Source organism: Mycoplasma mobile 163K (genome assembly GCF_000008365.1).
Classification (GTDB): domain Bacteria; phylum Bacillota_I; class Bacilli_A; order Mycoplasmatales; family Metamycoplasmataceae; genus Mycoplasma_J; species Mycoplasma_J mobile.
Genome location: NC_006908.1, coordinates 592,717 through 618,240, shown reverse-complemented (window position 1 = coordinate 618,240; position 25,524 = coordinate 592,717). Strand labels below are relative to the sequence as shown.

Below are 25,524 nucleotides of genomic sequence, written 5' to 3'. Positions count from 1 at the left end.
ATAAATAGAACTATTACTAAATAATCAAAGGAGCCCATAATGTTTTCAAATTTTAATGATGACGAAGAAAGAGAAAAAGATGATTTTTTTGATAAAAAAAATGTAGATAATTCAGATTCTGAATACGAAGTTGAAGAGGACAGTATTAGAACAGTTTTTGGTTCTAAGAAAAAAGAAATTGAAGTGGATGAAGATGAAAGATCACCTCAATCAGATAGCACTTATGAAGTAAAATCACAACTTATTGAAGAAGAAACTGATAATTTAGCCCCAATTAATGTATCTAAAGAAATGCGTACTTCATTTTTAGAATATGCTATGTCAGTTATTGTCTCAAGAGCTCTACCAGATGCAAGAGATGGTCTAAAACCTGTACATCGTAGAATTTTATATGGAATGACTGAATTAGGACTTTTTTATAATGCTCAATATAAAAAATCTGCAAGAGTTGTCGGGGATGTTCTAGGTAAGTATCACCCACATGGGGATTCAAGTGTTTATGAAGCAATGGTAAGAATGGCTCAAGATTTTTCTTTAAGGTATCCCTTAATTGATGGGCATGGTAATTTTGGATCAATTGATGGTGATTCAGCAGCAGCTATGCGTTATACAGAAGCAAGAATGAGTAGAATTGCTTCTTCAATGGTTGAAGGACTAAAAAAAGACACCGTTGATTTTATCCCTAATTATGACGGAAGTGAAGAAGAGCCAAGTGTTTTACCTTCAAGAATTCCAAACTTATTAATTTCAGGTGCAACTGGAATTGCTGTCGGAATGGCAACTACAATTCCTCCACATAATTTAACTGAAACAATTGATGCGGTTGTTGCTTTGGCTAGAAATAGTGAAATTACAATTGAAGAATTAATGCAGCATATTAAAGGACCAGATTTTCCTACTGGTGCTGAAATTTTAGGTACAAGCGGAATTATCACAGCTTATGAAACAGGGCGTGGAGCAATTGTACTTCGTTCAAAAAGTCATATTGAAACTTTAAAAAGTGGTAAAAGTAGAATTATTATTACTGAAATTCCATATGAAGTTAAAAAACCTGCAGTCATTGAAAAAATTGCACTTCTTTCAAAAGAGAAAAGAATTGAAGGAATTAGTGAAATTAGAGATGAAACTTCCAGAAAAGGAATTAGAGTTGTTATTGATTTAAAGAAAAATGTAATTCCTGAAGTTATTTTAAATAAAGTGTTGAAACTAACAAATTTACAAGTTAATTACAACTTTAACATGATTGCATTAGTTAAAGGCGAACCAAAATTATTAAATCTAAAACAAGCTTTAGATGTTTATTTAAAACATCAAATAGATGTCGTAACTAGAAGGACTAAATTTGATTTAGAACGTGCACAAGATAGAGCTCACATTCTAGAAGGTTTAATTATAGCTGTTTCAAATATTGATGAAGTTATTAGATTAATAAGATCTTCAACAAATGATAATGATGCTCAAAGTAAATTAATGGCAAGTTTTAAATTGTCAGAAATTCAAGCAAAAGCTATTATTGATATGAGATTAGGAAGATTAACTTCACTTGCAATTGAAAAAACTCAAGATGAATTAAATGCTTTAAAACAAGAAATTGCTGGATATGAAAATATTTTAAATTCACATGAAAAATTAATTGATTTAATTGTTAGTGAATTAGAAGAAATTAAGGCTCGTTTTGGCGATGAAAGAAGAACTATAATTAATACAAGCGATTATGGAATTATTAAAGATGAAGATTTAATTCCAAACAAAAATATTGCTATTACTTTGAGTAAAAATGGATATGTAAAAAGAACTCCTTTAACTGATTTTAGAAGTCAAAAACGTGGAGGAGTTGGAGTTTATACTCATAAAACATATGCAGATGATGATGTTGATTCAATTTTAACAACTCATACTCATACAGATATTTTAGTCTTTACTTCTTCAGCCAAAGTTTATAAAATTAGAGCACATCAAATCCCTGAATTATCTAGACAAGCTAAAGGAGTGCCTTTTATTAATTTTATTAACATTGATAAAAAAGAAAAAGTTGTCTCACTTTTAAGTGTTGAGGAATATTTTGAAGGAACTTATTTATTAACAATTACTAAAAATGGAATTGCTAAAAAAACGTCAATTGAAGCATATAAAAGAATTCAATCAAATGGTAAATTTGCTTTAAGTCTAAAAGAAGACGATGAGTTATTTAAAGTTATTACTATTGATGATGAAGATAGCGTTATTATTGGAGCAAACAATGGAAAAGTTGTTCACTTTGATTCTAAAGAAATTAGACCAATGGGAAGAACAGCTTCTGGAGTTATTGCAATGAAACTTGACAAAAAAGAGCGTGTTGTTGGAGTCGGTAAAAGTAGTGAAGGTAAATATGTTCTTTCAATTGGAGATAAAGGATTTGGTAAAAAAACAGAACTGGAATCATATCGCTTATCACATCGTAATGTAAAAGGTGTAATTTCATTAAATGTTAAAAAAGCTGGAAAACTAAATTACGTTGGAATTGTCAAAGGATATGAAGAAGCAATTTTCCTAACAAATGAAGGAATTGCAATTCGTACAGAACTAAACCAAGTTAGTGAAACTTCAAGAGGAACTAAGGGAGTAAAATTAATTACTCTAAAAGATAAAGACTATATTGCTTCAATTGCAATTATCAACACTGAAAAAATTGATGAAGAAATTGAAAAATCACTTGAGCTAGAAGTTTCTTCAGGGCCTGTTTTAGATTTAGAAAACAATAACTATGGAATTCAAGAAGAAATTGAAGATAAACAAGATGAAGATCAAGAAACTGATTTATAGGAATACAAATGGAACTATCGCTTATCACTTACTTAGATGCAAAAAATAAAAACTTAGATAATATTAAGTCAATTTTGGAAGTGCAAAAAATTGCAAAGTTCGAATTTATTCTTATTGCAGATAACTTAAATCAAACTGCTTTTAAAAAACTCTTAGATTTAGAAAATAATTTTAAAACTAATGATTTTAAAATTATTTTCAATGAAAAAAAACAAGGGGAAATCCAAGGCATTTTTGATGCAGTAAAAATTTCTAATAAAACTTTTACTTTAATCCAACCCAATTTTTCCTCTTATAAAAAAAATTTTGTAGAGGATGTTTCTCATTTGTTAAAAAGCAAAAATATTGCAGATATTATTGAATTTAGACCAGATATTGAAGGTTTAACACATTGAAATCCAAAATTAAGATTTAATTTTGAAACTTTGGAAAGCATTTTTGAAAATGAAAAAATAGCAGAAGTTTTAGTTTATGCTTTCCCATTTATTTTTAATAAAATTTTTAGAAAGGAAATTTTACTTAAAGCATTTGAAAATAAAAATCTTTCAGAAAACACTTCAATTTTTGAGTTATTTTATTATATTTTGCCTTTTGCAAAAACTTATATGACTTTTAATAAAGAATTAAGTAAAGAATCAATTAATAAATCACATTTTAATTCATATTTAGTATTTTTCAAAACTTGAAAAAAATTAGAAAATTTTTACAATTCTTCACACCAAAATTTAATTCAAGAATTAATTTATGCAAAGTTTTTCTGTTTGCAAGTTTTAATACCAGGCTTTCTAGGACATATAAATAGAAAAAAAATCATCAGTTTAAGTTATAATTTTATAGATAAAGCAAATTCACAATTAAATTCAAACTATTATGAAAAACTAAAATCAATTCATGAAGCTGAATTTAAAAATTTAGCAGTAAATAGTAAATATATGATGTTAAAAAATTCTGAAGTTGAATTTTTAGAAAAAGTAACACCAAAATCAAAATGAGTAAAAATTCTGAAGAATTTTGAATAAATTTGTACAATATGAAACAAAAAAATAGAGTTGTTGGATTTTGGTACAGATTATTCATTATATTGATGGATTTAATTGTTGCTTTATCACTACCAATTGGCTTTTCAGTTTTAGTGATAAAGCCTAACAATACTATTGATAATCTAGGTTATTATTTGTGAAGTTTTTCAATAATAATTTGATTTTTTTTATATTGAGTAATAATTCCGTTTTTATTTAGAGGATTCACACTTTTTAGGTGAATTTTTAGAACAAAATTAGCTTTAAAAAACAATGAAGAGTCAAAACTAAATTTAATATGATTCATTGCAATTTTAAAAAATCAAACTTTTACCTCTTTATCTTGGATTGTTATTGTTTTTTTGTCAATGACCTTAATTAATCCAGAACTTGCTTTTCGAATAGCTTCAAGCACACCTGGAAATAATTTAGTTTCGAATCAAAACAATCAAACTCAAAAACTAATTGATCAAGCATTAATTGCTATTCCGTCTACATTTTCAACATTTTTAGTTTTTTTAAATTTTTTTATTATTATAACTTCAGGAATAAGAAAAGATAGCCTTACAATAGTAGAAGTTTTCAGCAAAACAAAACTAATTTATTTAAATAAATTTGAAGAAAAACCTAATTTTAAAATAGAAAATGAAAAATTGATACCTGTATCATACATAAAAAATAAAATAATTTTTATAAACAAAAATGAAGAGGACATATATGAAAAAAAGTAATAATGAATTGAATGAAGAGCCAAGAATTGAAGATAAACTTTTAGAAGGCTTAAATGACATTCAAAAAAGCATTGTTACTTTAAATTCAAAAACTAGCTCAAAGGTTCTAGCAAGTGCTGGTAGTGGTAAAACAAAAGTTTTAACAAGAAGATATGCTTATTTATCATCTGTTTTGGGAATTGATTATGAAAAAATTTTAGTAATTACTTTAAATGAACATTCAGTTGATGAGATGAAAAACAGAATTTCAAGATTTTTTAGTTTTGATTTTGAAAAAACTACAAATATTCATACTTTTTATACTTTTTGTGGAAAAATTTTAAGAGAAGATATTGATAAATTAGGTTTGCCTAATGATTTTATTTTAACTGATAATACAGATAAAAAGCAAGTGCTACAACAAATTTTTAGACATAAAAATTTAAAAGAAGGAACTGTTAAATTAGATGAAATTTTTGCTTTTATTTCAGCTAATAAAATTAAAAATATTAGTCCAAAAGATTCTTACAATGAAGCAAAAAACGATTTAATAAAATTAAAAGCAGAATTTTATATGTCTTATGAAAAATACTTAGAAAAAAATAAAAGTATTGATTATGAAGATTTAGTTACTAAGACATTTGAACTATTATCTGAATTTCCTGAAATAAGAAAAAAATGAAGCCAATATTTTTCATACATTTTAATAGATGAATTTCAAGATTTAGGTTTTCAAGAATATGAAATATTAAAAAAAATAGCTATGAAAACTCCAATTATGATTGTTGGAGACACTAATCAAACAATTTTTTCACCAAAATACACTGATGTTAAATATATGTCTAAATTTCATGAAGATTTTCCTAATGTTCAAATTTTTCACTTAAATAAAAATTATCGTTCAAATAAATCAATTATTGAAGCTGTTAATAATTTAATGAAAAAAAATAATACTAGTTTTGAAAGTTCTATTAAAGAAATGGAAGCTCAAAATTTAGAAGAGGAAAAAATTGTTTATCAGCAAGCATTTAGTACAGATGCAGAAGCAAGATGAGTTGTTCATAAAATCAATAAATTAAAAAGAAATAAAGTACAACTAAAAGATATTGCTATTTTTTATCGTTCAAGTTTTTATACTAAAAGTTTCGAAGATGAATTGGAAAAAGCAGAGATTAATTTTCAAATTTTGGATGATAATAAATTTTATGAGCGTGATGAAATCAAAGATTGTATTTCTTTTTTGAGAGTTTTACATGATGGATCTTCAACAACTTTTTTAAGAATTTTAAATGTTCCTAATCGGGATGTTTCTGTTACTTTTGAAAAAAAACTTTTGGAATATGCAGAATCTAGAAATGAAAATATTTATGATGCTTTAATTAATTTATTTAAAGATACTAAAAAAGAAGTTACTTCTAAAATGAAGTTGCAATGAAATACTAAAAATAAGACAATTTTATTAAATTTAGTTAATTTAATAAATTCATTTAGAAAATATCGTAATGCTCTTAAAAAATATCCAATTTACAAATCTTTACATGGTTTTTTAGAAGAAGTTAAATATTATGATTATTTAAAAGATGATGATGCAGGTAGCGATAAAGAAAAAAATATTCTTGAACTTTTAAATTCAATAAAAATTTGAGAAAATGCAAATAGAAATAAAAATTTAGCTGATTATTTAGAAGAGATTTCATTAATTTCTTCTAAATACAAAAGTCCTTTAAGCAAAAATAGTGTTTCACTAATTTCAGCTATTCATTCTAAAGGAACACAATTTAAAAATGTTTTTATTGTAGGTTTAAGTGAATATATTTGGCCTAATATTAAATCAATTGAAGAATTAGAAAAAACAGGCTCAAGTGATCTAATTGATAATGAAAGAAGATTATTTTATATTGCTTTAACTAGAGCTGTTGATAGAATATTTTTATCAGATTCTCAAGGTTTTTTTAATTCAGATTTAAAATATAAAAAATCTCCAAGTAGATTTTTAAATGAAATAGGAATAGATCTTCAACAATTCACTTCTAATTTAAGTGTTGATCCGAATGTAAATCAGGAAAGCGAACTTGAAATAGGTTTTATTGTCATGCATGACATTTTTGGTGAAGGAACAATAATGGATATAAATGATGATACTGTAACGATTGCATTTAGACATCCTCACGAAGCTAAAACTATTAGAAAAAATCATCCATCATTAAAGAAAGTAAATTAGGGACCACATGCTAAGTATTGTTTTTATTTCTATTTTTGCAAGCATATCAATTTTAATTGTAATAAGTTTACTTATTGCTTTTATTGTACTTTTTGAAAAAAAGAAAAATTTAGAAAACCACAGTAGAAATGTTTTATCTTTTGTTTTTGATAGAGAAAAAAGAAGAATTAGACTTGTAGATTTAATTCCTTTAATAAGACATGACATTGTCTTACCTTTACCAAGAAATATCTTAAGTGGATTTTGAATTCCAATTAGAGAATTTGAAAACTTTTTTAAATTAAATAAAGATGAAATTTTTATTACAAAATTAAACAATTTAAATATAAATAATAATATTAGCGACTTAAAAGTTAATCTTGAAAATATTTTTGTTCCAACTAATAAAAATCAAAATATTTTTGGAGATTTTAAATTAATTTATGAAGATGAAAGTACTATTCATTGCATTTTATCTTATAAAATAATCGAAAAAGAACATAATAAATCAATTGTTTTTACATCAAAAGAAGAATTATTAAAAAAAGATCTTAAATATGCTGTTTTTTTTGGTTTTAATGTTGAAAAAAATCATCTTGATTTTTCAAAATCCTTAATTAGATCTTTAGTAAAAATGTTGCATTTTCAAAAATTTTATTTGTTTCAATCTAGATCAGTTGTTGTGATTGTTTTTGAATCTTCAAAATTAAAAAGATTAGAAAGAAAAGAAAGAGCTTTTTTAGATTTATATGAAAAAAAAGGTAAAAGAGTTTTTTTTCTTGACTATTTTTTCCATGGCCTTGGATATGTTGAAGCTAAATCAATTAAAACTGAAGAAGATATAAACAAAGTTTTAAGAAGATTACAATTTTCCATTACAGAATCAATTAGATCAAAAGAAATTTTTGGTTTTAAATTAAGAGATGTTAATTTTTCTAAATTTAATTTATTTAAGAAAAATATTCTTGATTTTTATTTAGATGTTCAAAATAAAAAAGTAAGTTTTAAATATTTAAATATTTCAAAAATGAATAGTAAAAATTCAGAAATATCAAAGATTATTGTTCCAAAATTAAATAATGAAGAAGGAATGACAGAAATTTTATTAAATGAAAATAATAGAAATATTGTTTTGGATGCTTTTTTTGAAAAATTCTTTTTAGAAAATAATTTATTTGAAAATACTTTTTATTTTCTAAATGATTATCAACTAGTAAAACATTATGAAAAACTAAAATTAAATAGAAACATTTTCATTTTGAAAAAAATAGACATAAAAAATTTTAATGAAATTTCAAATATTTTCACAGAGTTAGAAAAAGAAGATGTAAGATATGGAATTTATGTAGAAGAAATCGATCCTGCACTTTTTTCGTTAATAAATACGATAAATCCAAAATATCTTTTTATAAGTGAAAAAATTGCAACTAAATTAGGAGTTTCTGAAAATATTTTTGGATTACTAGATTTAGCAAACGTCGCTAAAAAAAGAGGAATAGTATTAGTGTATGAAAACCCTGATTTTAACATTAATGAAAAACAGAAAAAATCTATTTCACTTAAATATTATTACACTTGAAATTAAGGAGTCTTTATGGAAAAGTCAGAAAAAAATCTATTAGATTCTTTAAACAAAGATCAAAAACTAGCTGTTGTTTTTAATGATTCACCTTTAAGAATTATTGCAGGAGCAGGTAGTGGAAAAACAAGAGTTTTAGTACACAAAATTGCTTATTTAATTCAAAAAATGAATGTTAAGCCATATCAAATCCTTGCTGTTACTTTTACAAATAAAGCTGCAAACGAAATGAAAGAAAGAATTAAAACTCTTGTCGATAATCATGAAAGTGAACCTTTAATAAGCACTTTTCATGCTTTATGTGTTTATATTTTAAGAAGAGATATTGATGTTCTAAAATATCCTAAAAATTTTACAATTTTAGACGTCGCTGATCAATTTGATATCTTAAAAAATATTTATGAAAAATTTGACATTAATAAAATTGATATAACTTTAACTTCAATGATAAATTATATTTCTTTTCACAAAATAAACAAAACTCCAATTGAAGTTTTAGAAACCGAAGATAATTCTGAAGATGATAGAATAAAACTAAAAATTTATTTGGAATATAATGAAATATTAAAAAAATTAGCTTTATTAGATTTTAATGATTTACTTTTGAAAACTCAAGAATTATTTGAAAAATTTCCAGAAATTAAACTTAAATGATCAAGAAGATTTAAGTACATTCTTGTTGATGAGTTTCAAGACACATCACCAATTCAATATGAAATAATTAAAACTTTAGCTCAAAATCATAATTTAACTATTGTAGGAGATCCAGATCAAACTATTTATTCATGAAGAGGAGCAAATGTAAATTTAATTTTAGATTTTCATAAGGATTTTGAAAATGCAAAAACAATCAATTTAAATCTAAATTACCGTTCAACAGAAAAAATTTTAAAACACGCTAATTCTTTAATTCATTTCAACAAAAAAAGATTAGAAAAAGATTTAGTTGCTTATACAAAACAAGGTCAAGAAGTAATATTTCACCACGCACTTAGTCCCGAATTAGAAGCAAGATGAGTTGTTGATAAAATAAAATGATTGATTTCTATCGAAAAAGCAAAATTAAGCGAAATTAGTATTATTTATCGAGCAAATTTTTATTCTAAAAATTTTGAAGATGCTCTTTTAAGAGAAAGTATTCATCACCAAGTTCATGGTGGAGAAAAATTTTATGAAAGAAGCGAAATAAAAAATGCTCTTTCATATATAAAATTATTAGTCAGTGATTCAGATCTAGCTTTTCAAAGAATTTTAAATATTCCTCAGAGAAGTATTGGTAACATTTATAGAAATAAAATTTTAGACTATTGTGATGAAAGTAATTTGAGCATTTTCCAAGCAATAAACAATCATCTAGAAGATCTACCAGTTTCATCTAATATTAGAGAAAAACTTTTTGATCTTATTTTTAAAATCAATAAGTATCAAAAAATTATTAATGAAAATAATGTGCAAGTTTCTGTTGATGAATTTTTTGCAGATATTAAATATTATGATTATTTAGCAAATGAAGATACTTTTAAAAATGGAAAAGTAGATAATGTTAAAGAATTATTAATCATCATTTCAAACTGATTTAGAAATAATCCTAAAAAAACATTTCAAGATTATTTTGAAGAAATTTCTCTAGTTCCAAATGCTAGTCAAGAAGATGATAAAAACACGGTTTCATTAATGAACATTCATAATTGTAAAGGATTGGAGTTTAGTTATGTTTTTCTTGTGGGTTTATCAGAAGAAATTTTGCCTTCTAAAAAAGCTTTAGAAAATGACTTCGATGATTCAAATCTTGAAGAAGAAAGAAGATTAGCTTATGTAGCAATCACAAGAGCTAAAAAAATGTTATTCTTAACAGATTCTGATGGATATTTATTTGGTAATTTTAAAACTCAGAAAAAAACTTCAAGATTTATTGGAGAAATGGGAATTGTTCTTGAAAATGAAAATCAAAAAACAATGGAACAATATATGAATTCTGTACTTTTGAATAAGCAAGTAGATTTAATGAAAGATTATCAAACAAATAATGATGATATCTTTGTAGGGGACAAAATTGTCCATAAAGTTTTCGGAGAAGGAATTGTTCTTGAAGAATCTTTAGGTCAAATTACAGTGCTTTTTACAAATAAAAAACAGCCTAAGACACTTTTGAAAAATCATGCATCGATTTCAAAGATTATAAATTAAACACATTCAAGTATTTGCTTGATGTGTTTTTCATTTCTAACTCTTCAAAAATTTCCATAGCTTCTTTTTGAAATTTATAGCTCAATTTAATGTCTTCTAAACTAAAATTCAGATTCACATCTGTTTTTAATTTAGCAATTTTTTTATACAAAAAAGCCTTGTCTTTTTCTAATTCCAAAACTTCTTTTACTTTTTTACTTTTTATATTTGCTAAATTTTCATATAAATTTTCAATGATTTGAAACTCACTTAATAAATTAATTGCAGTTTTAGGTCCGATTCCGCTAATTCCTAAGTAATTATCACTTGCATCACCAGCAAGAGCTTTGAAATCTGGGATTTGATTAGGAAAAATTGAATGCCTTTCAAAAAAATTGTTTTCATTATCAATTACATATTCATTTTTATCTCATTTTGAAATTACAGAGACATTTTTTGCAACTAATTGCAATAAGTCTTTATCAGAAGAATAAACAATTACTTCATCTTTTGAAGTGTTAATTTTTGAAACTCAAGTTGCAATTAAATCATCAGCTTCAATTAAACTTTCTTCAAATCAACAAATTCTCATTTTACTTAAAACACGTTTGATATAAATGAATTGGACTTTTAAACTATCTGGAGTAGATTGTCTTTTGCTTTTATACTCTTCAAAAAATTCGTGTCTAAAAGTTTTTCCAGGTTTATCAAAAGCAACAAAAATATGAGTTGGATTTAGTTCTTTTAACAATTTAAAAATAGTATTAATAAAAGTGTGCACAGCATTAGTAGGAATCCCAGTGGAAGTTTGTAAAGATGAACCTATATAAGCTGTTGCAAAAAAAGATTTAAAGGCTAAAAGATTTCCATCAATTAATAAAATTTTATTCATACTCATGCTATTGTTCTCCTTTTTTAGAGTTGTTAATTATTCTTCAATTAGGCCTTAATGAATAACTAATTAATCCATCATATTTTTTCATAATGATGTTGGCAATTAAAATATCACCATCTTTTAACTCGCGGTATTTTTCAATATCATTAAAAATTGCTGTCTCAACAACTTTTGTTCTATCACTAAAAATTAATTTTATATATTCCTTGTTTTTACTCTTAGTTCTTGAAATGAAAATTTTATCCACAATGATTGCAACATTATATTCAATATTCAAAATCAAATTATTTAGTGTATTTTTTGTTTCATATTTTAATGTTGGAAAAGCATTAAAAACCATTCCTAAATATTCTGATTCATTTTTCGCTTCAAAAGACAAATCTCTTTTGTCTTCGACAATTGTATGTTCTTTTGAAAGTCCAAAATTAATTTTTTCAATTCCGTTTTCATCTTTAAAAAGAACTGTTTCTGCATAAGCATAAGCTTGGGTTAAATTTGCCAAAAGAGTTTGCATTGATCCAAAATTTCTTAGCGCATTTGATAGTATTAGTTTTTCCAAAATACCTTTAGTTATTCCAACAAAATTTAATCTTGCTACAAGAGTAAAAAAAGAACTATATTTTCCATTTTGATTTCTCTCATCTAGAATTTTTTGTATTGCAACTTTTCCTAGACCTTTAATCATAATCAAAGGTAAAAATATTTTTTCAAAATCACTAAAAGCTTTAAAATCGGAAACATTAATGTCTGGACTTTCAACAGTATATAAATTATTTTTTGCTTCAATAACATATTTATTAATTGTTTCTAAAGAATCTGATGAGGAAATTAAAACAGTATAAAACTCAAGTGGAAAATTAGCCTTCAATTGTGCAAAATAAAATGTTGTTGTAGCATAAGAAACAGCATGGCTTTTATTAAAACCATATTGAGCAAAATTTTCAATTTTACTAAAAATCTCATTAGCTACTTTTTCGCTTTGACCATGTTGGATCGAAGAACTAATAAAAAGATCCTTAAATTTTTCAATCTCTTCGGAATTTTTCTTGCTAATTGCTCTTCTTAAAATGTCTGCTTTTGCATATGACAGTCCCGCATATTTTTGTACAATTTCTAAAATTTGTTCTTGATAAATAATAATTCCATGTGTTTTAGAAACTATTTCATCATAAAGTTTTTCAACATGTTTGATTTTTGAAGCATCATTTTTATTATCTATGTATTCTTGAATATATTGCATAGGTCCGGGTCTATATAAAGAAATTACGTCAACAATATCACTGAATTTACTAATTTTGACTTTTTTAATTGTTTGGATCATACCCGGAGATTCTAATTGAAAAACTCCAGCAGTATTTCCATCTGATAGTAATTGAAAAGCTTTTTTTGGATCTAAATCTTTTTTTAATTGTTCAGTATATTCATCTTCATTTGAAAAATTGTATTTTATTTTATATGCTTCTCTTATTTTTTGTTCTATTAATTTAATTGTGCTTAAAGCTTTTAAACCTAAAAGATCAATTTTTAATAAACTAAAATTTTCTAAATAATTCATTGAATATTGAGTTTGGATATTTGAAACACTACTTTGCATAATTGGAATTATTTCAATTAAATTTTTATTAGAAATAATAATACCAGCAGCATGAGTTCCAACTTGTCTTGGGAAATTTTCTATTTTCCTTGCATTTTTATATAACAATTCATGTTTAGGAGAAGCTAGCATTTGAGCTTTAAATTTAGTTGTTCTATAAGCTTCATCTAAATTTTGATTCAATTTAACTAATTTAGAAATATTATTCATATCTACTTGAGTAAAATTTAAATTTCTTCCAACATCTCTTAAAGCCATTTTAGCCCCGAATCTTTGAAATGTTGTAATTAAAGCAACTTTTTGGTGACCATATTTTTTAGTAACATATTCAACAATTTCATCTCTTCTATCATCTTGAAAATCAATATCAATATCAGGCATTGTAATTCTTTCAGGATTTAAAAATCTTTCGAAAAGTAAATCATATTTTAGTGGATTGATTGATGTGATATTTAATAAATAAGAAACAATTGAACCTGCAGCCGAACCCCTTCCCGGTCCTACTGAAATTTTATTTTCCTTAGCAAATTTTACAATATCATAAATAATTAAAAAATAATCTGCAAATTTCAAAGAATTAATTACATTTAATTCATAATTAATTCTTTCTTTTACATTTTGGTATTTTTCAAATTTTTTAATTTTTTCTAAAAAATTCTTATAAACAATTTCTTTTAATACAATACTAGAATCAATTTTTAGATCATATTGAGGTAAATAATTTTGATATTCTTTTGGAAATTCCACATTTGAATTTTCAATAATATAAAAAATATTGTTTAAAACATTTTGTGGTAATTTTTCATTTATTTCATATTCAGGTAAAGTAAATTCTTCTTCTTCATTATTTGCAATTTGATTAAAAGTTTTTAAAATTTCATTATCTTCTTTTTCAAGAATTCTTATTTCTTTAGTAAAAATAGCATTTTTATGTTTTGGATCTAGACTATTAATGTAATAGTTTTTTATTTCTATTGATTGTCCAAATTTTGAAAAAGATCCTTTTGTTGGATGATCAATAATAAATAAATTAGTAGAATCAATATGATTTAATTCAACATTTTCATTCAACATTTTCTTAGAACTCAATTTTATAAGTTCTAAATATCCTTGATAATTTTTTGCAATCAAAACTAATCTATAATTTTCAACATCTAAATCTAGACCAATAATTGGCTTGATGCTATTTTTCTTACATAATTCATAAAACTCAGGAACACCAAACATTGTATTATGATCTGTTAAAGAAAGATATTTAAGTTGATTGTGTTTTGCATAAGATATAAGATGCTCTAGTGAAATAGCAGATTCTAAAATTGAATACTCACTATTTGTATGTAAGTTAATAAGCTTTTCCATTTAATTATTATAAATTATTTTCAAATTAAAAAATATCACAAGCATTTTTATAGTTTATATTTAAGGCGATTCAACATATGGTGCCACCTACAGGAATCGAACCTGCGACCTCATCCTTACCATGGATGCGCTCTACCGACTGAGCTAAGATGGCATATGATAATTTTATTATATTGATTTTAAAAAAATTGAAAATTACAAAACTTAATAAAAAATCAAAAAAAATGGTATATTTATTATGTACATAAAAAAATAAATTGGTCTAGACACATTGATAGTGTTGACAACCGAAAGGAAAAAATGAACAAAAAATATGATCCATACAATCAAAATTCATTTTATAATGGAAATGTTAATGGGCTACAAAATACTCAAACACATCAATTTGGTTATCCACAACAAAACACACAAGCTTTTTACCCACAAGCCCCACAACCTGTAAGACCACAGCCACAACAAATTAATTTTAGACAACAATTACCAGTTGCTTACCCAGTGTCTTACCAAGATCAAAATCAGACATCAACTCAAGCATTTTTTAGCAGACATAATTATGTTCCAGCTCAAAATTTATCACAAACACAACAATTTTATAATGTTCCTGTAAGAGAAAAAACAAAACTTGAAGAAAAATTAGATGCTTTAGAAAAAATGTTTAATGATCGTTTAATTAATGCTGAAGAGTATTATGAAAGACGTAAAAAATGAATTTACAATGAATTAGATAACTTACTAAAATAAGTCAATTCAATAAAAAACCCTTAAATGGGTTTTTTTATTGTTTTTTAGCACTCATAATATATTTGTGCTAAAATTTTAAATATGAAAAAAGATTATTATGAAATTTTAGGTCTTACTAAGAGTGCCTCAAAAGATGAAATTAAAAAAGCTTATAGAACTTTAGCAAAAACATATCACCCAGATGTTAATAAAGAAACAAATGCTGAAGAAAAATTTAAAGAAATTACAGAAGCATATGAAATTTTAAATGATGATGTCAAAAGAGAGCAGTATAATCAATTTGGTCATGCTGCATTTGATCCTAATGCTGGAGGATTTGGTGGTCAAAATCCATTTACAAATGCTGAAGGATTTTCTGGATTTTCTGACTTTAGTGGTTTTGGAAGCATTTTTACTGATTTTTTTGGAGGATTTGGAAACTCGCAAAGGGCTAATCCTAATAGGGCCCAAAGAGGAGAAGATCGTCATGCTGTAATAAAAATTTCTTTTATTGATTCTGTTTTAGGAAAAGAAATTGTTGAACCATTAGAAAAATTTGAAACATGTAATACATGTAATGGATCAGGAGCAAAGTCTCAAAGCGATATAATAACCTGTACTCAATGTAGTGGAATGGGTGAACAAATAAAAATTACCAAAACTTTTTTGGGGCAAATGCAACAAAATGTTATTTGTTCAAAATGTAATGGAATAGGAAAAGAAATTGTTGAGAAGTGTTTAATTTGTAAAGGTAAAACACACACAAAAACTACAAAAAACATTACAATAAAAATTCCTGCTGGAATTCAAAATGGACAAACTTTAAGAGTTGAAAATTATGGTAATGCAGGACTAAATGGTGGTTCAAATGGAAATTTAATTCTTTCTATTAAAGTTTCTCCACATAAACATTTTGTTAGAAAAAATAATGATATTATTTTAAGGCTTCCAGTTTCAATTAAAAGTGTTATAGGATCAGAAAAAGTTGAAGTTCCAACACCATATGGATTTGAAATTATAAAAATTGACCCTAATATAAAAACAGGTGATGAATTAATAATAAAAAATAAAGGAATTATTACAAAGTACGAAAGTGGGAAGATGATTGTCATCTTTGAAATATTCATTCCTAAACTAACTTCTTTTGAAAAAAAAGAAATTAGCACAATTTTAGAAAAAAATGCTGACAAATTTTATGAAAAATGAATAAAAGAATTTGAATAATTTATTTATAATAATAAAATATGGCAAATACAAAAAAAGGTATAGTAAAAAAAATACCTACTTATTTTGAAAATAAAAATGAAAATAATCAAGAATTCACAAACATTATTAATTTAGTTTTAAATCAATATGACAATTCTAATAATTTAAAACTTTTAGGAATTCTAACAAAAAGTCCTAAAATATCAGAATCACTTTCAACATATTTAAAATCCAATTCTTTTTTTAGTCCTTTAAAAGAGGAAAAAATAAAAACTGTAAATTTATATGATTCTAAAAAAATCGATTTTCATATTCAAGAAATTAAAAAAAATATTGAAACTAATTATGAAGATAAGACCGAATCTTTCATCAAAAAATTATCTTCTAATAAATATATTGATGATTTTATTTCGAAATGAGAAGAGCAAGAAAATTCAAAAAATATAAATAAAAATGACATTGTAAAAGTGTCTGTTCAAAAAATTGAACTTGTTGAAGATGCAAATCTATCTTCAAAATCGCCAACAAAAATTAATATTGCAATTGATGGTCCTTCTGGAGTTGGAAAATCTTCTATTTCAAAACTTTTATCAAAAAAATTAAATTATACTTTCATTGGCACAGGAAAAATGTATCGTGCTTATGCTTTAAATGTCATGGAAAATGGAATTAATTTTGAAAATAATCCAAATGTTGAAGATCAAGTGGCTAATCTTTGGTCTGATGATATGATAGAATATTTTAGTGAAGATGAAATTCTTTTAAATAAAAAAAATGTTGCATCATTTTTAAATGACAATGAAATAGCTAAAATTGCTTCTAAAATTGCAAAGTTACAGAAAATTAGATCTCTTCTTGTTGAATATCAACAAAAATTAGCTGCAAAAAAAGGTATTATTATGGAAGGTAGAGATATTACTTTTAAAGTTTTACCTAATGCTGAGTTGAAAATTTTTCTTACAGCAAGTAAAGAAGTAAGAGCTAAAAGAAGATTTGATGAATTAAAAAACACTAATTCCACAATAACTTATACAAAAATTTTATCCGAAATGGAAGATCGAGATTATGTTGATTCAACTAGAGAAATTGATCCATTACAAAAAACAGAAGATTCAATAGAAATTGATACCTCTAGTATGACAATAGAAGAAGTTGTCCAAAAAATTTATGATTTGGCAAAAGTCAAAGAAGAGGAATTGAAAAATGAGTAAATTAATTGCCATTGTTGGAAAACCAAATGTGGGAAAAAGCACAATTTTTAATAGAATAATTGGAAAAAGACAAGCTGTTGTTGCAGATATACCAGGTGTAACAAGAGATAGATTATATGAAAAAGCTACTTGAGATGGAAAAACTTTTGAAGTTGTTGATACAGGTGGGATCCAAATAGAAGATGTGCCTTTTCAAAAACAAATTAAAATTCAAGCAATGATTGCAATTGAAGAAGCTGATGTAATTATTTTTGTTGTAGAAGGAAGATCTGAATTAAGTAAAGATGATTATTTAATTGTTGATATTTTAAGAAAATCAAATAAGCAAATATTTTTTGTTGCAAATAAATTAGAAGACAATCATGAATTTGATCATTCCTTATATAAACTTGGCTTTGATAAAATCTTTAAAATTAGTGCCTTACATGGAGAAGGTATTGGAGACTTACTAGAAGCATGTACAAAAACCTTTCCTAAAGATGAAAATATTGAAGATAAAGATTTTAAAATTGCAATTATTGGGAAACCAAATGCAGGAAAAAGCTCTCTTTTAAATACAATTCTTGATGAAGAAAGAAGTATTGTATCTCCAATTCCAGGAACAACACATGATCCAATTAGTGAATCATTTTATTATAAAGATGAAAAATTGAAAATTATTGATACAGCTGGAATTATAAAAAAATCAAGAATGGCAGATGATATTGATTTTTATATTTTGAATAGAGCCTTCAAAACAATTGAAGAATCAAATCTTGTTTTATTAATATTAGATGCCTCTTTAGGGTCAACACATTTTGATGCAACAATAGCAGGAACTTCTTTTGAGCAAAATAAGCCAATAATTATTGTTGTAAATAAATGAGATTTAATTGAAAAAAATGAAAAAACAATGGAAGAATTTACTAAAAAAATTCGAGCTCAATTTCACTTTTTGTTTTGAGCACCAATTGTTTTTATTTCAGCTTTAGAAGGTTTAAGAATTAATACACTTTTAGATAAAGTTTTATTAGTAAAAGCTAATTCCGAAAGAGTATTAAATAATAATGTGCTTAATGATATTCTTTTACAAACTCAAGCAATTCAGCCAGCTCCAACACATAAAGGAGGGAAACTTCAAATTAAATATATAAGACAAATAAAAGGGAACACACCTACTTTTCTTTTTTTTGTAAATAATAAAAGATTTCTTCATTTTAGCTATTTAAGATTTATTCAAAATCAGCTTAGACAACATTTTTCATTTGAAGGAGTACCAATAGTAACTTTATTTAGAGATAAATTTGATTAAGGAGAATAAAACTGTGAATAAAACAAATAAAATATCAATTATAGGATCTGGAGCAATGGCAACCGCAATGGCAAAAGTCTTATATGATTCAGGTAATACAAATATTTTCATCTATGGGATAGATGAAAAGGAATTAGAAGATTTAAAAATCGGGAAAAATGCAAAATATTTTTCTACAGATATAAAATTACCTTCTTTTAATACAACTAAAGATTTAAAAATAGCTTTGGATAAAACAGATTATATTGTTTTAGCAATTCCTTCGATTTTTATTCAAGCTACTTTTTTGGAAATTTTAAAACTCTTAAATTCAAAAGTACTTGTAATATCTGTTTCAAAAGGATTTTATCCTAATTCATTTTTATCTATTCATGAAGGTTTATCTAAAGATTCAAAGTCCAATGAATTTGTAAGAGGTGTTGTTACTGTTACTGGTCCTAGTTTTGCAGAAGAAATTATAAAAGAACAATTAACAACAATTTGTGCTGTTGATTCAAACATCAAAAATGCTCAAGAAGTTCAAAAACTTTTTTCAAATAAATATTTCAAACTATATGTTCAATCTGATGTAATCGGAGCTGAAGTAGGAGCTTCATTTAAAAATGTTTTAGCAATTTTTTCTGGAATTGCAAATCAACAAGGTTACGGAATCAACACTCTTGCTTCTATTTTATCAAGAGGGTTAAAAGAAATGAAACTGTATAATGACAAAGTAGGTGGAAAACTATCAACACTTTTAGGGCTAACAGGTGTTGGTGATTTGATTCTTACTGCAACAAGCCCTTTAAGTAGAAACTTCTCTTTTGGTAAGGAATTTGTTATAAATAAATCTAAAGCTTTAGAAACAGTAAAAACTGTTGAAGGTTTAAAAGCATTAGAAAATATTTATAGATCAAATAAAAAATATGGATTAGATTTACCTATTATTTCAAGTTTATATGAATTAATTTTTGAAAATATTTCACTAGAAGAATTCAAAGAAAAAATTTGAAATAGAACATTAAAATCAGAATTTGAGTAATTTAGTTTTAATATGGTAAAATCATTTAAAACTAAAGGAACAAACACTATGGAAAAACAAATAATCACAAAAAAAGATCTTATTGCAACAATTGCTGAAAATCAAAATAAAAGCAAAAAAGAGGTTGAAGAAATTGTAAATGCATTTTTAGAAGAAATAAGTTCAGAACTTGTAGCTGATAAAAAAATTAACTTATCAAGTTTTGGTATCTTTGAAATATCAGAAAGAGCAGCCAGATCAGGAATTAATCCTAAAACAAGTGAAATAATTCAAATCAAAGCAACAAAATCTGTAAAATTTAAAGTGTCAAAATCACTAAAAGATCAAGTTAATTTTTAATCAATAAAATCCAAAAAATTTAATACACCGGGATAGTTTAACGAAAGTTCTATCCCTTTTTTATTCACCTCTTCAAGTGAAATTTTATTAGATTTAAGAAAATCTAATTTATTTGCTCTTAAAAAATAAAATTTTTGATGATTTTTAAAATAAAAAATATAGAAGGAAAATCCCCCAAATCTTTCTGCTTCAATTAAATATTGATGTTGATGATTTTTAATATTTTGAAAATAAATAAAATTTTCATTTGTGCTTTTTGCTTCAAAACAAATAAATCTTCCTTTTACTAAACCATAATAATCTACAGTACTTTTTGAATTTAAAATTGCTTTAACATCATTTGCTTTATTGACTTTAAGAATCTTCAAAGGAATTTCCTTTTTGTGAATTAAGGCAATATTATTATTGTAAAAAAAATTAATACTCTTATTGATTATACTTTCTAAAAGCATTCCTCTATTTTTGTATGTGATAGTTTCAATGTTGTTCATATTATTAAATAACACCTTTACTTAATTTATGTAAAATATTTATTGTATAATTTAAAAATGATTGGTGTGGATTTAACAAAGATCAGTAGATTTAAAAACAAAAGTGAAAAATTTGCCAAAAGAATTCTGTCACATGAAGAATTTGAAAAATGGGAAATAAATAAAGATCATAGTTTTTTAGCAACAAGATGAGCAATAAAAGAAGCTATTTATAAGGCTGATAATAATTTTTTTGAATTTAGTAAAATAAATGTAAAAAAAGATAATTATTATTGATTCCAAAATTTTTATATTTCAGTTTCACATGAAGGCGATTTAATAATAGCATTTGTAATTAAAAAGGAGAAAAATGAAAGTCAAAACTAAATTGTTTCTAAAAAGCTCAATTTGAGTTTGAAAAAGATTTTGAATAATTAGAAATAGTAAAAAGCATGTAAAAGATAAAACTAAAATTTCTTTACAATATAGAAATGATTATTTGCTTAAAAAAGCTGAAGCTCTTTTAAGAGATTTCAATATTAAAGTTCAAGTTTTTGGTTATGAAAATATTGTGGATAAAGGGAACACTTTAATTGTTTCTAATCATGCTGATAATATTGATGGATTTGCAATGATTGTAGCTTTGAAAAAAACGAATCAAGATAAGAATATCAATAATAGAATTCCTACTTTTTTAGTAAAAGCAGAATTAAAAGCAGATAAATTCTCAAGAAGTATTTTAGATTGAATTGATTCTTTTTATATTGATAGAGATAGTCCAAGGCAATCAGCAAATGCAATTAATGATTTAATTGAATATTCAAAAAAACATAGAACTTATCCAGTGGTTTTTCCATCCGGAACAAGATCTAAAGATGATACAATCGGAACTTTTAAATCAGCCTCTTTTAAAATTGCAAAAAAAGGATTTTTTAATATTTTGCCTGTTACAATTAATAATTCACTAAATGGTTTTAATTGAAACAAAACAGAAACACAAGTAATTGAAGTTCATTTCCATAAACCTATTAAGGCAAATGAAATTGCAAATTTAGATACTGAAGCAATTTCCAACCGAGTGTATAAAATAATTGAATCAAAATTTAAAAAACCTGAAATCACAGAAGAAATCAAAAAGTATTGAGAAAAAGAACAATCTTCAGTTTTAAAGTACAAAGAAAAATTAGCAAAAATTAACGAAAAAGAAAAAACAAAAAAAGAAGCACAATTAATTAAAGAAGAAAAACTTATTAAAAAATTAACAGAAAAAGAAAAAGCCCAAGCTATAAAAGAAAAAACAAAAGATGATGCCTTTAAGGTAAAAATGATTGAAAAAGATAAAAAAGCAAAAGAAAAAGCATTAGATAGAGAAAAAGGTAAGAATGAATAAATTTGAATTTAATTTAGAAAATTTTGATGGTCCACTTGACTTACTTTTAAGTTTAGTTAAGGATAAAAAAGCTGATTTATTTACAATCGATTTAGCAGATCTTGCTACACAATATTTGGAAATAATTAATCATTTAGAAGATTCTAATGTTGATGTCGCAAGTGAATATTTAGTTATGGCAGCTACATTAATTCATATCAAAGCAAAAATGTTGCTGTTAAATCCTGAAGAAGAAGATGAAGAAATTAAAGAAGATAAGGAAATGTTGTTAAAGCAACTTATTGAATATCAACAGTTTAAAGAAGTTGCTAAAAAACTAAGACAACAAGAATCAATTAGGAGTGAAATTTTCATTAAAGATCCTTCTAATTATGATGAATATTATAGAGAAACTGATGAAACACTTTTAGACGGTAGATCAAATTCTTTATCTCTTATGAATACACTTAGAAAAATGTTTGAAAGAGTTCATGCAGAGAATCTAAGGCAAACAAAAATTGAAGCAGTGCATGTAAATCCAGAGCAAAGAATTAAAGAAATAAGAGATCTTTTTGATGAATTTGGTGAAGAAGTAGACTTTGCAAAAATTTTTAATGTACCAACTATTACGCATTTTGTTATTACATTTTTAGTTTTATTAGACTTAGCAAGAAAACAAGAAATTAAATTAATTCAAGATAAAGAATTTGGTGAAATTAGAATTATCAAAATTAAAGGAGTAGAAAATGAACAATAAAATAATTGAAGCCTTAATTTATATTCAAGGTGAAGAAGGTTTAAGTAGTGAGCAATTACAAAAAGTCCTTAAATCTGAAAGCATTTCTTCTGCAAGAGCTTTGCTAAAAGTTTTTAAAGAAAAATGGAATAATGAACAACATGGAATTAAAGTTGAGGAATTCAATGATGTATACAAATTTGCAACTATCAAAGATGTTAAAGATTATGTTAGTGAATTAGTAACTATTATTAAAAAACAAAGACTTTCAAATGCAGCAATTGAAGTAGCAGGAATAGTCGCTTACAAACAACCTATTTCAAAATCACAAATTAACAAAATTAGAGGAGTAGCTTCAGAAATTGTTGTTAACACACTTTTAATCAAAGGAATTATCGAAGAAGTAGGAATTGCTCAAACTCCAGGAAATCCCATCTTATATGGTGTTACAGCAAAGTTCTATGACTATTTCAAAATTAAATCTTTACATGAACTTCCGAATTTAAAAGAATTTGATGACACAGGAGAATATGAATCAATTGAAGATTTTGATTTATATTCTTCACAACGTGAAGATCAAGATGAATAAAAAAAATTTTATTGTTCAAGAAAATGATACAAAAAGAACTATTTATAAATATCTTTTGAGAATGTTAAATACAATTCCAAAATCTAAACTTGAAAAACTTTTTAGAAATAAAGATATTAAAATTAATGGCAAAAGAATTTCTTCAAAAACTTATGTTCTTCAATTTAATGATGAAATTGAAGTTTTTGGTATTTTTGATGAAGACAGTATTGAAAATTTTACAAGATCTAAACAAAAAAAACAAACAACAAAAACTTTTGATAAAAAATTGGAGATAATTTTTGAAAATTTAGATATTTTGATTATAAATAAACCAAATAATTTAATTATGCATAGTTCAAAAAATTCATTAGATGAACAAGTTTTAAATTATTTGAATTATGTCAAAATAGATTCATTTGTACCGACCCATATTGGAAGATTAGATAAAGAAACATCTGGTTTAGTTGTTTATGCAAAAAATTATAAAACTCTAATTGAATTATTAGATAAACAAAGTGATTTTGAAAAAATTTATACATTCATACCTTTTTGCAATTTATCTGAAAAGGATGTTTTAGTAACGGTAAATATTTCAGAAGATGAAATTAATAAAAAAATGCAAATTTCAAATGAAGGGAAAAAATCAATTACAAGGATTTTTTATGATGGTAATTCTCAAAGATATTATGCTCAAATTTTAACAGGTAGAAAACATCAAATTAGATTAGTTTTAGCTGATTTTTTAAAATGTCCTATTCTTGGAGAAAGAAAATATGCTAATTTAACAAAAGACAAACGCTTATTTCTTCATTCATATAAATTAACTTTTCACAATTTAAATGAACCATTAGAATATTTAAATGAAAAAGTTTTCAAAGCTAAAATTCCTTGAGAAGCAGAATAGGTTTAGAAACTTATTTATCTTTGTTTTATAGTATAATTTTTCTATGAAACTTAATAACAAAATATTAGTTATCATTCCATTTAAAGATAAAGAAAAGTATTTAATTTCATTCATTGATTACTTAAAAGAACATAATGAGTTATTTGATTTTATTTTTATTGATAACGCAAGTTCTGATCGATCCCAAGAGATTTTGAAATTAAATAAAATTTCATTCATTGATTCTTCTTATAGATTGAGTTATACAAAAGCTTTAAAAATTGGACTAGAATACGCAAAACTATCAGGGTATGAAACAATTATTGAATATGGTGATTTTATAAAATATAAACCTATTTCAATTTTAAAATTAATTAGTGCTTTTAAAAACTTTAAATGCGATCTTATTTTAGGTCATGGTATAAATTTAAAAAGAAAAAGAATTTTTCAATCTCAAATTTTTAAATTTTCTAATTTTCTAATTACAGGAAAATGAGTTAAGGGAATTGATAGTAAAATCAAAATTTTTAACAAAAAGATATTAAACTATGTTGATACAAAACCCAATTATGCACTTAGACCAGATGATGTCACATTTCTAATTTTAGATAAAAATAATTCTGTAAAAACAATTAACATCTTATTAGAGCCAAAAACATCTAGAAAATCTTTTTGAAAAGTACTTTCAAATTATAATGAGGCTTTCATCTGAGTATTATTTATGTTTTTTGTGATACCTTTTAGAAAAAAAATTAAGAATGAAAAAGATTCTAAAAATGAAGGAGATATTTAATGATTACAATAGGTTTGCCAATTCTTTTTTTAGTGGGAGTATTTTTTAGTTTTCTATGACAAATTATGCAATCTCGAAAAGGCAATTTATCTTTTAAATTAAATTCTTCATGGTTACTTTTTAACATTTTATTTTTATTAATAACAACTTATATTTTAATTACAAATATTATTAATAGCATCAATGGGAATCCAGATTTTAACATTATTAATATAATTAGTGAAAGAATTTTTGGATTTAGTTTAAAAAATGGAAATATTGATTTTACTTGAATAATTTGAATCATCTTTTGATTTCTTTTTACCATTGGAATTGCTTCTGTAAGAAATGCTATTAAAATTTCAGTATTGTCAAACAAAATTGATGAGTTAAATCGTTCTGTAGCTATTACTAAAGGTAAATTAAATAAAACAGTTCAATTAACTTCTAATTCTATCGATACAAATGAATTGAGTTTAGATGAATTTAATACTTTATTAAAAAATAAACTTGAAAAAGAATCTGCTCTTATTAAAGCAAATACAAAATTAGAAATTACTAAAATTAAAGAAACTAAAAAATTAGAAAAACTATCTGAAAATAAAAATTAG

General features: G+C 24.7%; 22 protein-coding genes and 1 tRNA gene. 19 read left to right on the top strand and 4 right to left on the bottom strand.

All coding sequences use genetic code 4. The features are described from left to right. The first annotated feature begins 39 nt into the window (after positions 1-39). The 6 genes from gyrA to MMOB_RS02675 are packed head-to-tail and all read left to right on the top strand — an operon-like array spanning position 40 to position 10,497. The gene (gene gyrA / locus MMOB_RS02700) at positions 40-2,802 is read left to right on the top strand and encodes a DNA gyrase subunit A (protein WP_011265014.1); all 2,763 of its coding nucleotides are present in this window, start codon (positions 40-42) and stop codon (positions 2,800-2,802) included. 8 nt (positions 2,803-2,810) lie between these two features. Beyond that, the gene (locus tag MMOB_RS02695; protein WP_011265013.1) at positions 2,811-3,821 is read left to right on the top strand and encodes a hypothetical protein; all 1,011 of its coding nucleotides are present in this window, start codon (positions 2,811-2,813) and stop codon (positions 3,819-3,821) included. 11 nt (positions 3,822-3,832) lie between these two features. After that, complete coding sequence (locus tag MMOB_RS02690; protein WP_156768874.1) at positions 3,833-4,552, top strand: hypothetical protein; 720 nt, start codon at positions 3,833-3,835, stop codon at positions 4,550-4,552. Next, complete coding sequence (locus MMOB_RS02685) at positions 4,539-6,752, top strand: ATP-dependent helicase (protein WP_041362959.1); 2,214 nt, start codon at positions 4,539-4,541, stop codon at positions 6,750-6,752. The genes MMOB_RS02690 and MMOB_RS02685 overlap by 14 nt, the downstream gene beginning before the upstream one ends. 7 nt (positions 6,753-6,759) lie before the next feature. Then, entirely contained in the window at positions 6,760-8,316 is a 1,557-nt protein-coding gene (locus MMOB_RS02680; RefSeq protein ID WP_011265010.1) for an MHO_4530 family protein, read from the top strand. A gap of 9 nt (positions 8,317-8,325) precedes the next feature. Then, positions 8,326-10,497 (top strand): ATP-dependent helicase, encoded by a 2,172-nt coding sequence (locus tag MMOB_RS02675; protein WP_011265009.1) that lies wholly within the window; start codon positions 8,326-8,328, stop codon positions 10,495-10,497. Here the strand turns inward: MMOB_RS02675 and MMOB_RS02670 are convergent. The 3 genes from MMOB_RS02670 to MMOB_RS02660 form a co-directional block, all read right to left on the bottom strand. Further along, complete coding sequence (locus MMOB_RS02670) at positions 10,487-11,368, bottom strand: 5'-3' exonuclease (RefSeq protein ID WP_192805345.1); 882 nt, start codon at positions 11,366-11,368, stop codon at positions 10,487-10,489. The genes MMOB_RS02675 and MMOB_RS02670 overlap by 11 nt on opposite strands. 7 nt (positions 11,369-11,375) lie before the next feature. After that, positions 11,376-14,324 (bottom strand): DNA polymerase III subunit alpha, encoded by a 2,949-nt coding sequence (locus tag MMOB_RS02665; RefSeq protein ID WP_011265007.1) that lies wholly within the window; start codon positions 14,322-14,324, stop codon positions 11,376-11,378. A 78-nt stretch (positions 14,325-14,402) separates the two neighbouring features. Then, a tRNA-Thr gene (locus MMOB_RS02660) sits at positions 14,403-14,478 on the bottom strand. A 146-nt stretch (positions 14,479-14,624) separates the two neighbouring features. On the opposite strand from MMOB_RS02660, the gene MMOB_RS02655 reads away from it, so the two are divergent. The 6 genes from MMOB_RS02655 (at position 14,625) to MMOB_RS02630 (ending at position 20,112) form a co-directional block, all read left to right on the top strand. Next, positions 14,625-15,065 (top strand): MMOB4860 family gliding machinery internal complex protein, encoded by a 441-nt coding sequence (locus MMOB_RS02655; protein ID WP_011265006.1) that lies wholly within the window; start codon positions 14,625-14,627, stop codon positions 15,063-15,065. Between the two features lie 81 nt (positions 15,066-15,146). After that, positions 15,147-16,268 (top strand): molecular chaperone DnaJ, encoded by a 1,122-nt coding sequence (gene dnaJ / locus MMOB_RS02650; RefSeq protein WP_011265005.1) that lies wholly within the window; start codon positions 15,147-15,149, stop codon positions 16,266-16,268. A 20-nt stretch (positions 16,269-16,288) separates the two neighbouring features. Beyond that, positions 16,289-17,461: a (d)CMP kinase gene (gene cmk / locus MMOB_RS03520; RefSeq protein ID WP_011265004.1), complete on the top strand. Its 1,173-nt coding sequence runs from the start codon at positions 16,289-16,291 to the stop codon at positions 17,459-17,461. Beyond that, positions 17,454-18,752: a ribosome biogenesis GTPase Der gene (gene der / locus MMOB_RS02640; protein WP_011265003.1), complete on the top strand. Its 1,299-nt coding sequence runs from the start codon at positions 17,454-17,456 to the stop codon at positions 18,750-18,752. Before cmk ends, der begins: the two co-directional genes overlap by 8 nt. A gap of 13 nt (positions 18,753-18,765) precedes the next feature. Next, on the top strand, positions 18,766-19,773 hold the full coding sequence (locus MMOB_RS02635; protein WP_041363130.1) for an NAD(P)H-dependent glycerol-3-phosphate dehydrogenase: 1,008 nt from the start codon (positions 18,766-18,768) through the stop codon (positions 19,771-19,773). Between the two features lie 48 nt (positions 19,774-19,821). Further along, positions 19,822-20,112 carry an HU family DNA-binding protein gene (locus tag MMOB_RS02630; RefSeq protein WP_240531995.1) on the top strand — a complete coding sequence of 97 codons (291 nt, stop codon included), beginning with the start codon at positions 19,822-19,824 and terminating at the stop codon, positions 20,110-20,112. On the opposite strand, the gene recU is transcribed toward MMOB_RS02630, so the two are convergent. Further along, positions 20,109-20,603, bottom strand: coding sequence for a Holliday junction resolvase RecU (gene recU / locus MMOB_RS02625; protein WP_041362956.1), 495 nt, complete (start codon positions 20,601-20,603; stop codon positions 20,109-20,111). The two genes, MMOB_RS02630 and recU, sit on opposite strands and share 4 nt — an antisense overlap. 57 nt (positions 20,604-20,660) lie before the next feature. Between recU and MMOB_RS02620 the strand changes: the two genes are divergently transcribed. From MMOB_RS02620 to MMOB_RS02590, 7 genes are read left to right on the top strand one after another with little or no spacing between them, the layout of a single operon-like run. Further along, positions 20,661-20,969 (top strand): 4'-phosphopantetheinyl transferase superfamily protein, encoded by a 309-nt coding sequence (locus MMOB_RS02620; protein WP_156768873.1) that lies wholly within the window; start codon positions 20,661-20,663, stop codon positions 20,967-20,969. Continuing rightward, positions 20,953-21,972, top strand: coding sequence for a lysophospholipid acyltransferase family protein (locus MMOB_RS02615; RefSeq protein ID WP_011264998.1), 1,020 nt, complete (start codon positions 20,953-20,955; stop codon positions 21,970-21,972). The genes MMOB_RS02620 and MMOB_RS02615 overlap by 17 nt, the downstream gene beginning before the upstream one ends. Then, complete coding sequence (locus MMOB_RS02610; protein ID WP_011264997.1) at positions 21,965-22,708, top strand: segregation/condensation protein A; 744 nt, start codon at positions 21,965-21,967, stop codon at positions 22,706-22,708. The genes MMOB_RS02615 and MMOB_RS02610 overlap by 8 nt, the downstream gene beginning before the upstream one ends. Beyond that, positions 22,698-23,276 carry an SMC-Scp complex subunit ScpB gene (gene scpB, locus MMOB_RS02605; RefSeq protein ID WP_011264996.1) on the top strand — a complete coding sequence of 193 codons (579 nt, stop codon included), beginning with the start codon at positions 22,698-22,700 and terminating at the stop codon, positions 23,274-23,276. Before MMOB_RS02610 ends, scpB begins: the two co-directional genes overlap by 11 nt. Next, positions 23,269-24,162, top strand: coding sequence for an RluA family pseudouridine synthase (locus tag MMOB_RS02600; RefSeq protein ID WP_041362953.1), 894 nt, complete (start codon positions 23,269-23,271; stop codon positions 24,160-24,162). The genes scpB and MMOB_RS02600 overlap by 8 nt, the downstream gene beginning before the upstream one ends. 43 nt (positions 24,163-24,205) lie before the next feature. Then, on the top strand, positions 24,206-24,934 hold the full coding sequence (locus MMOB_RS02595; RefSeq protein ID WP_011264994.1) for a glycosyltransferase: 729 nt from the start codon (positions 24,206-24,208) through the stop codon (positions 24,932-24,934). Beyond that, on the top strand, positions 24,934-25,524 hold the full coding sequence (locus MMOB_RS02590; RefSeq protein ID WP_011264993.1) for a hypothetical protein: 591 nt from the start codon (positions 24,934-24,936) through the stop codon (positions 25,522-25,524). Before MMOB_RS02595 ends, MMOB_RS02590 begins: the two co-directional genes overlap by 1 nt.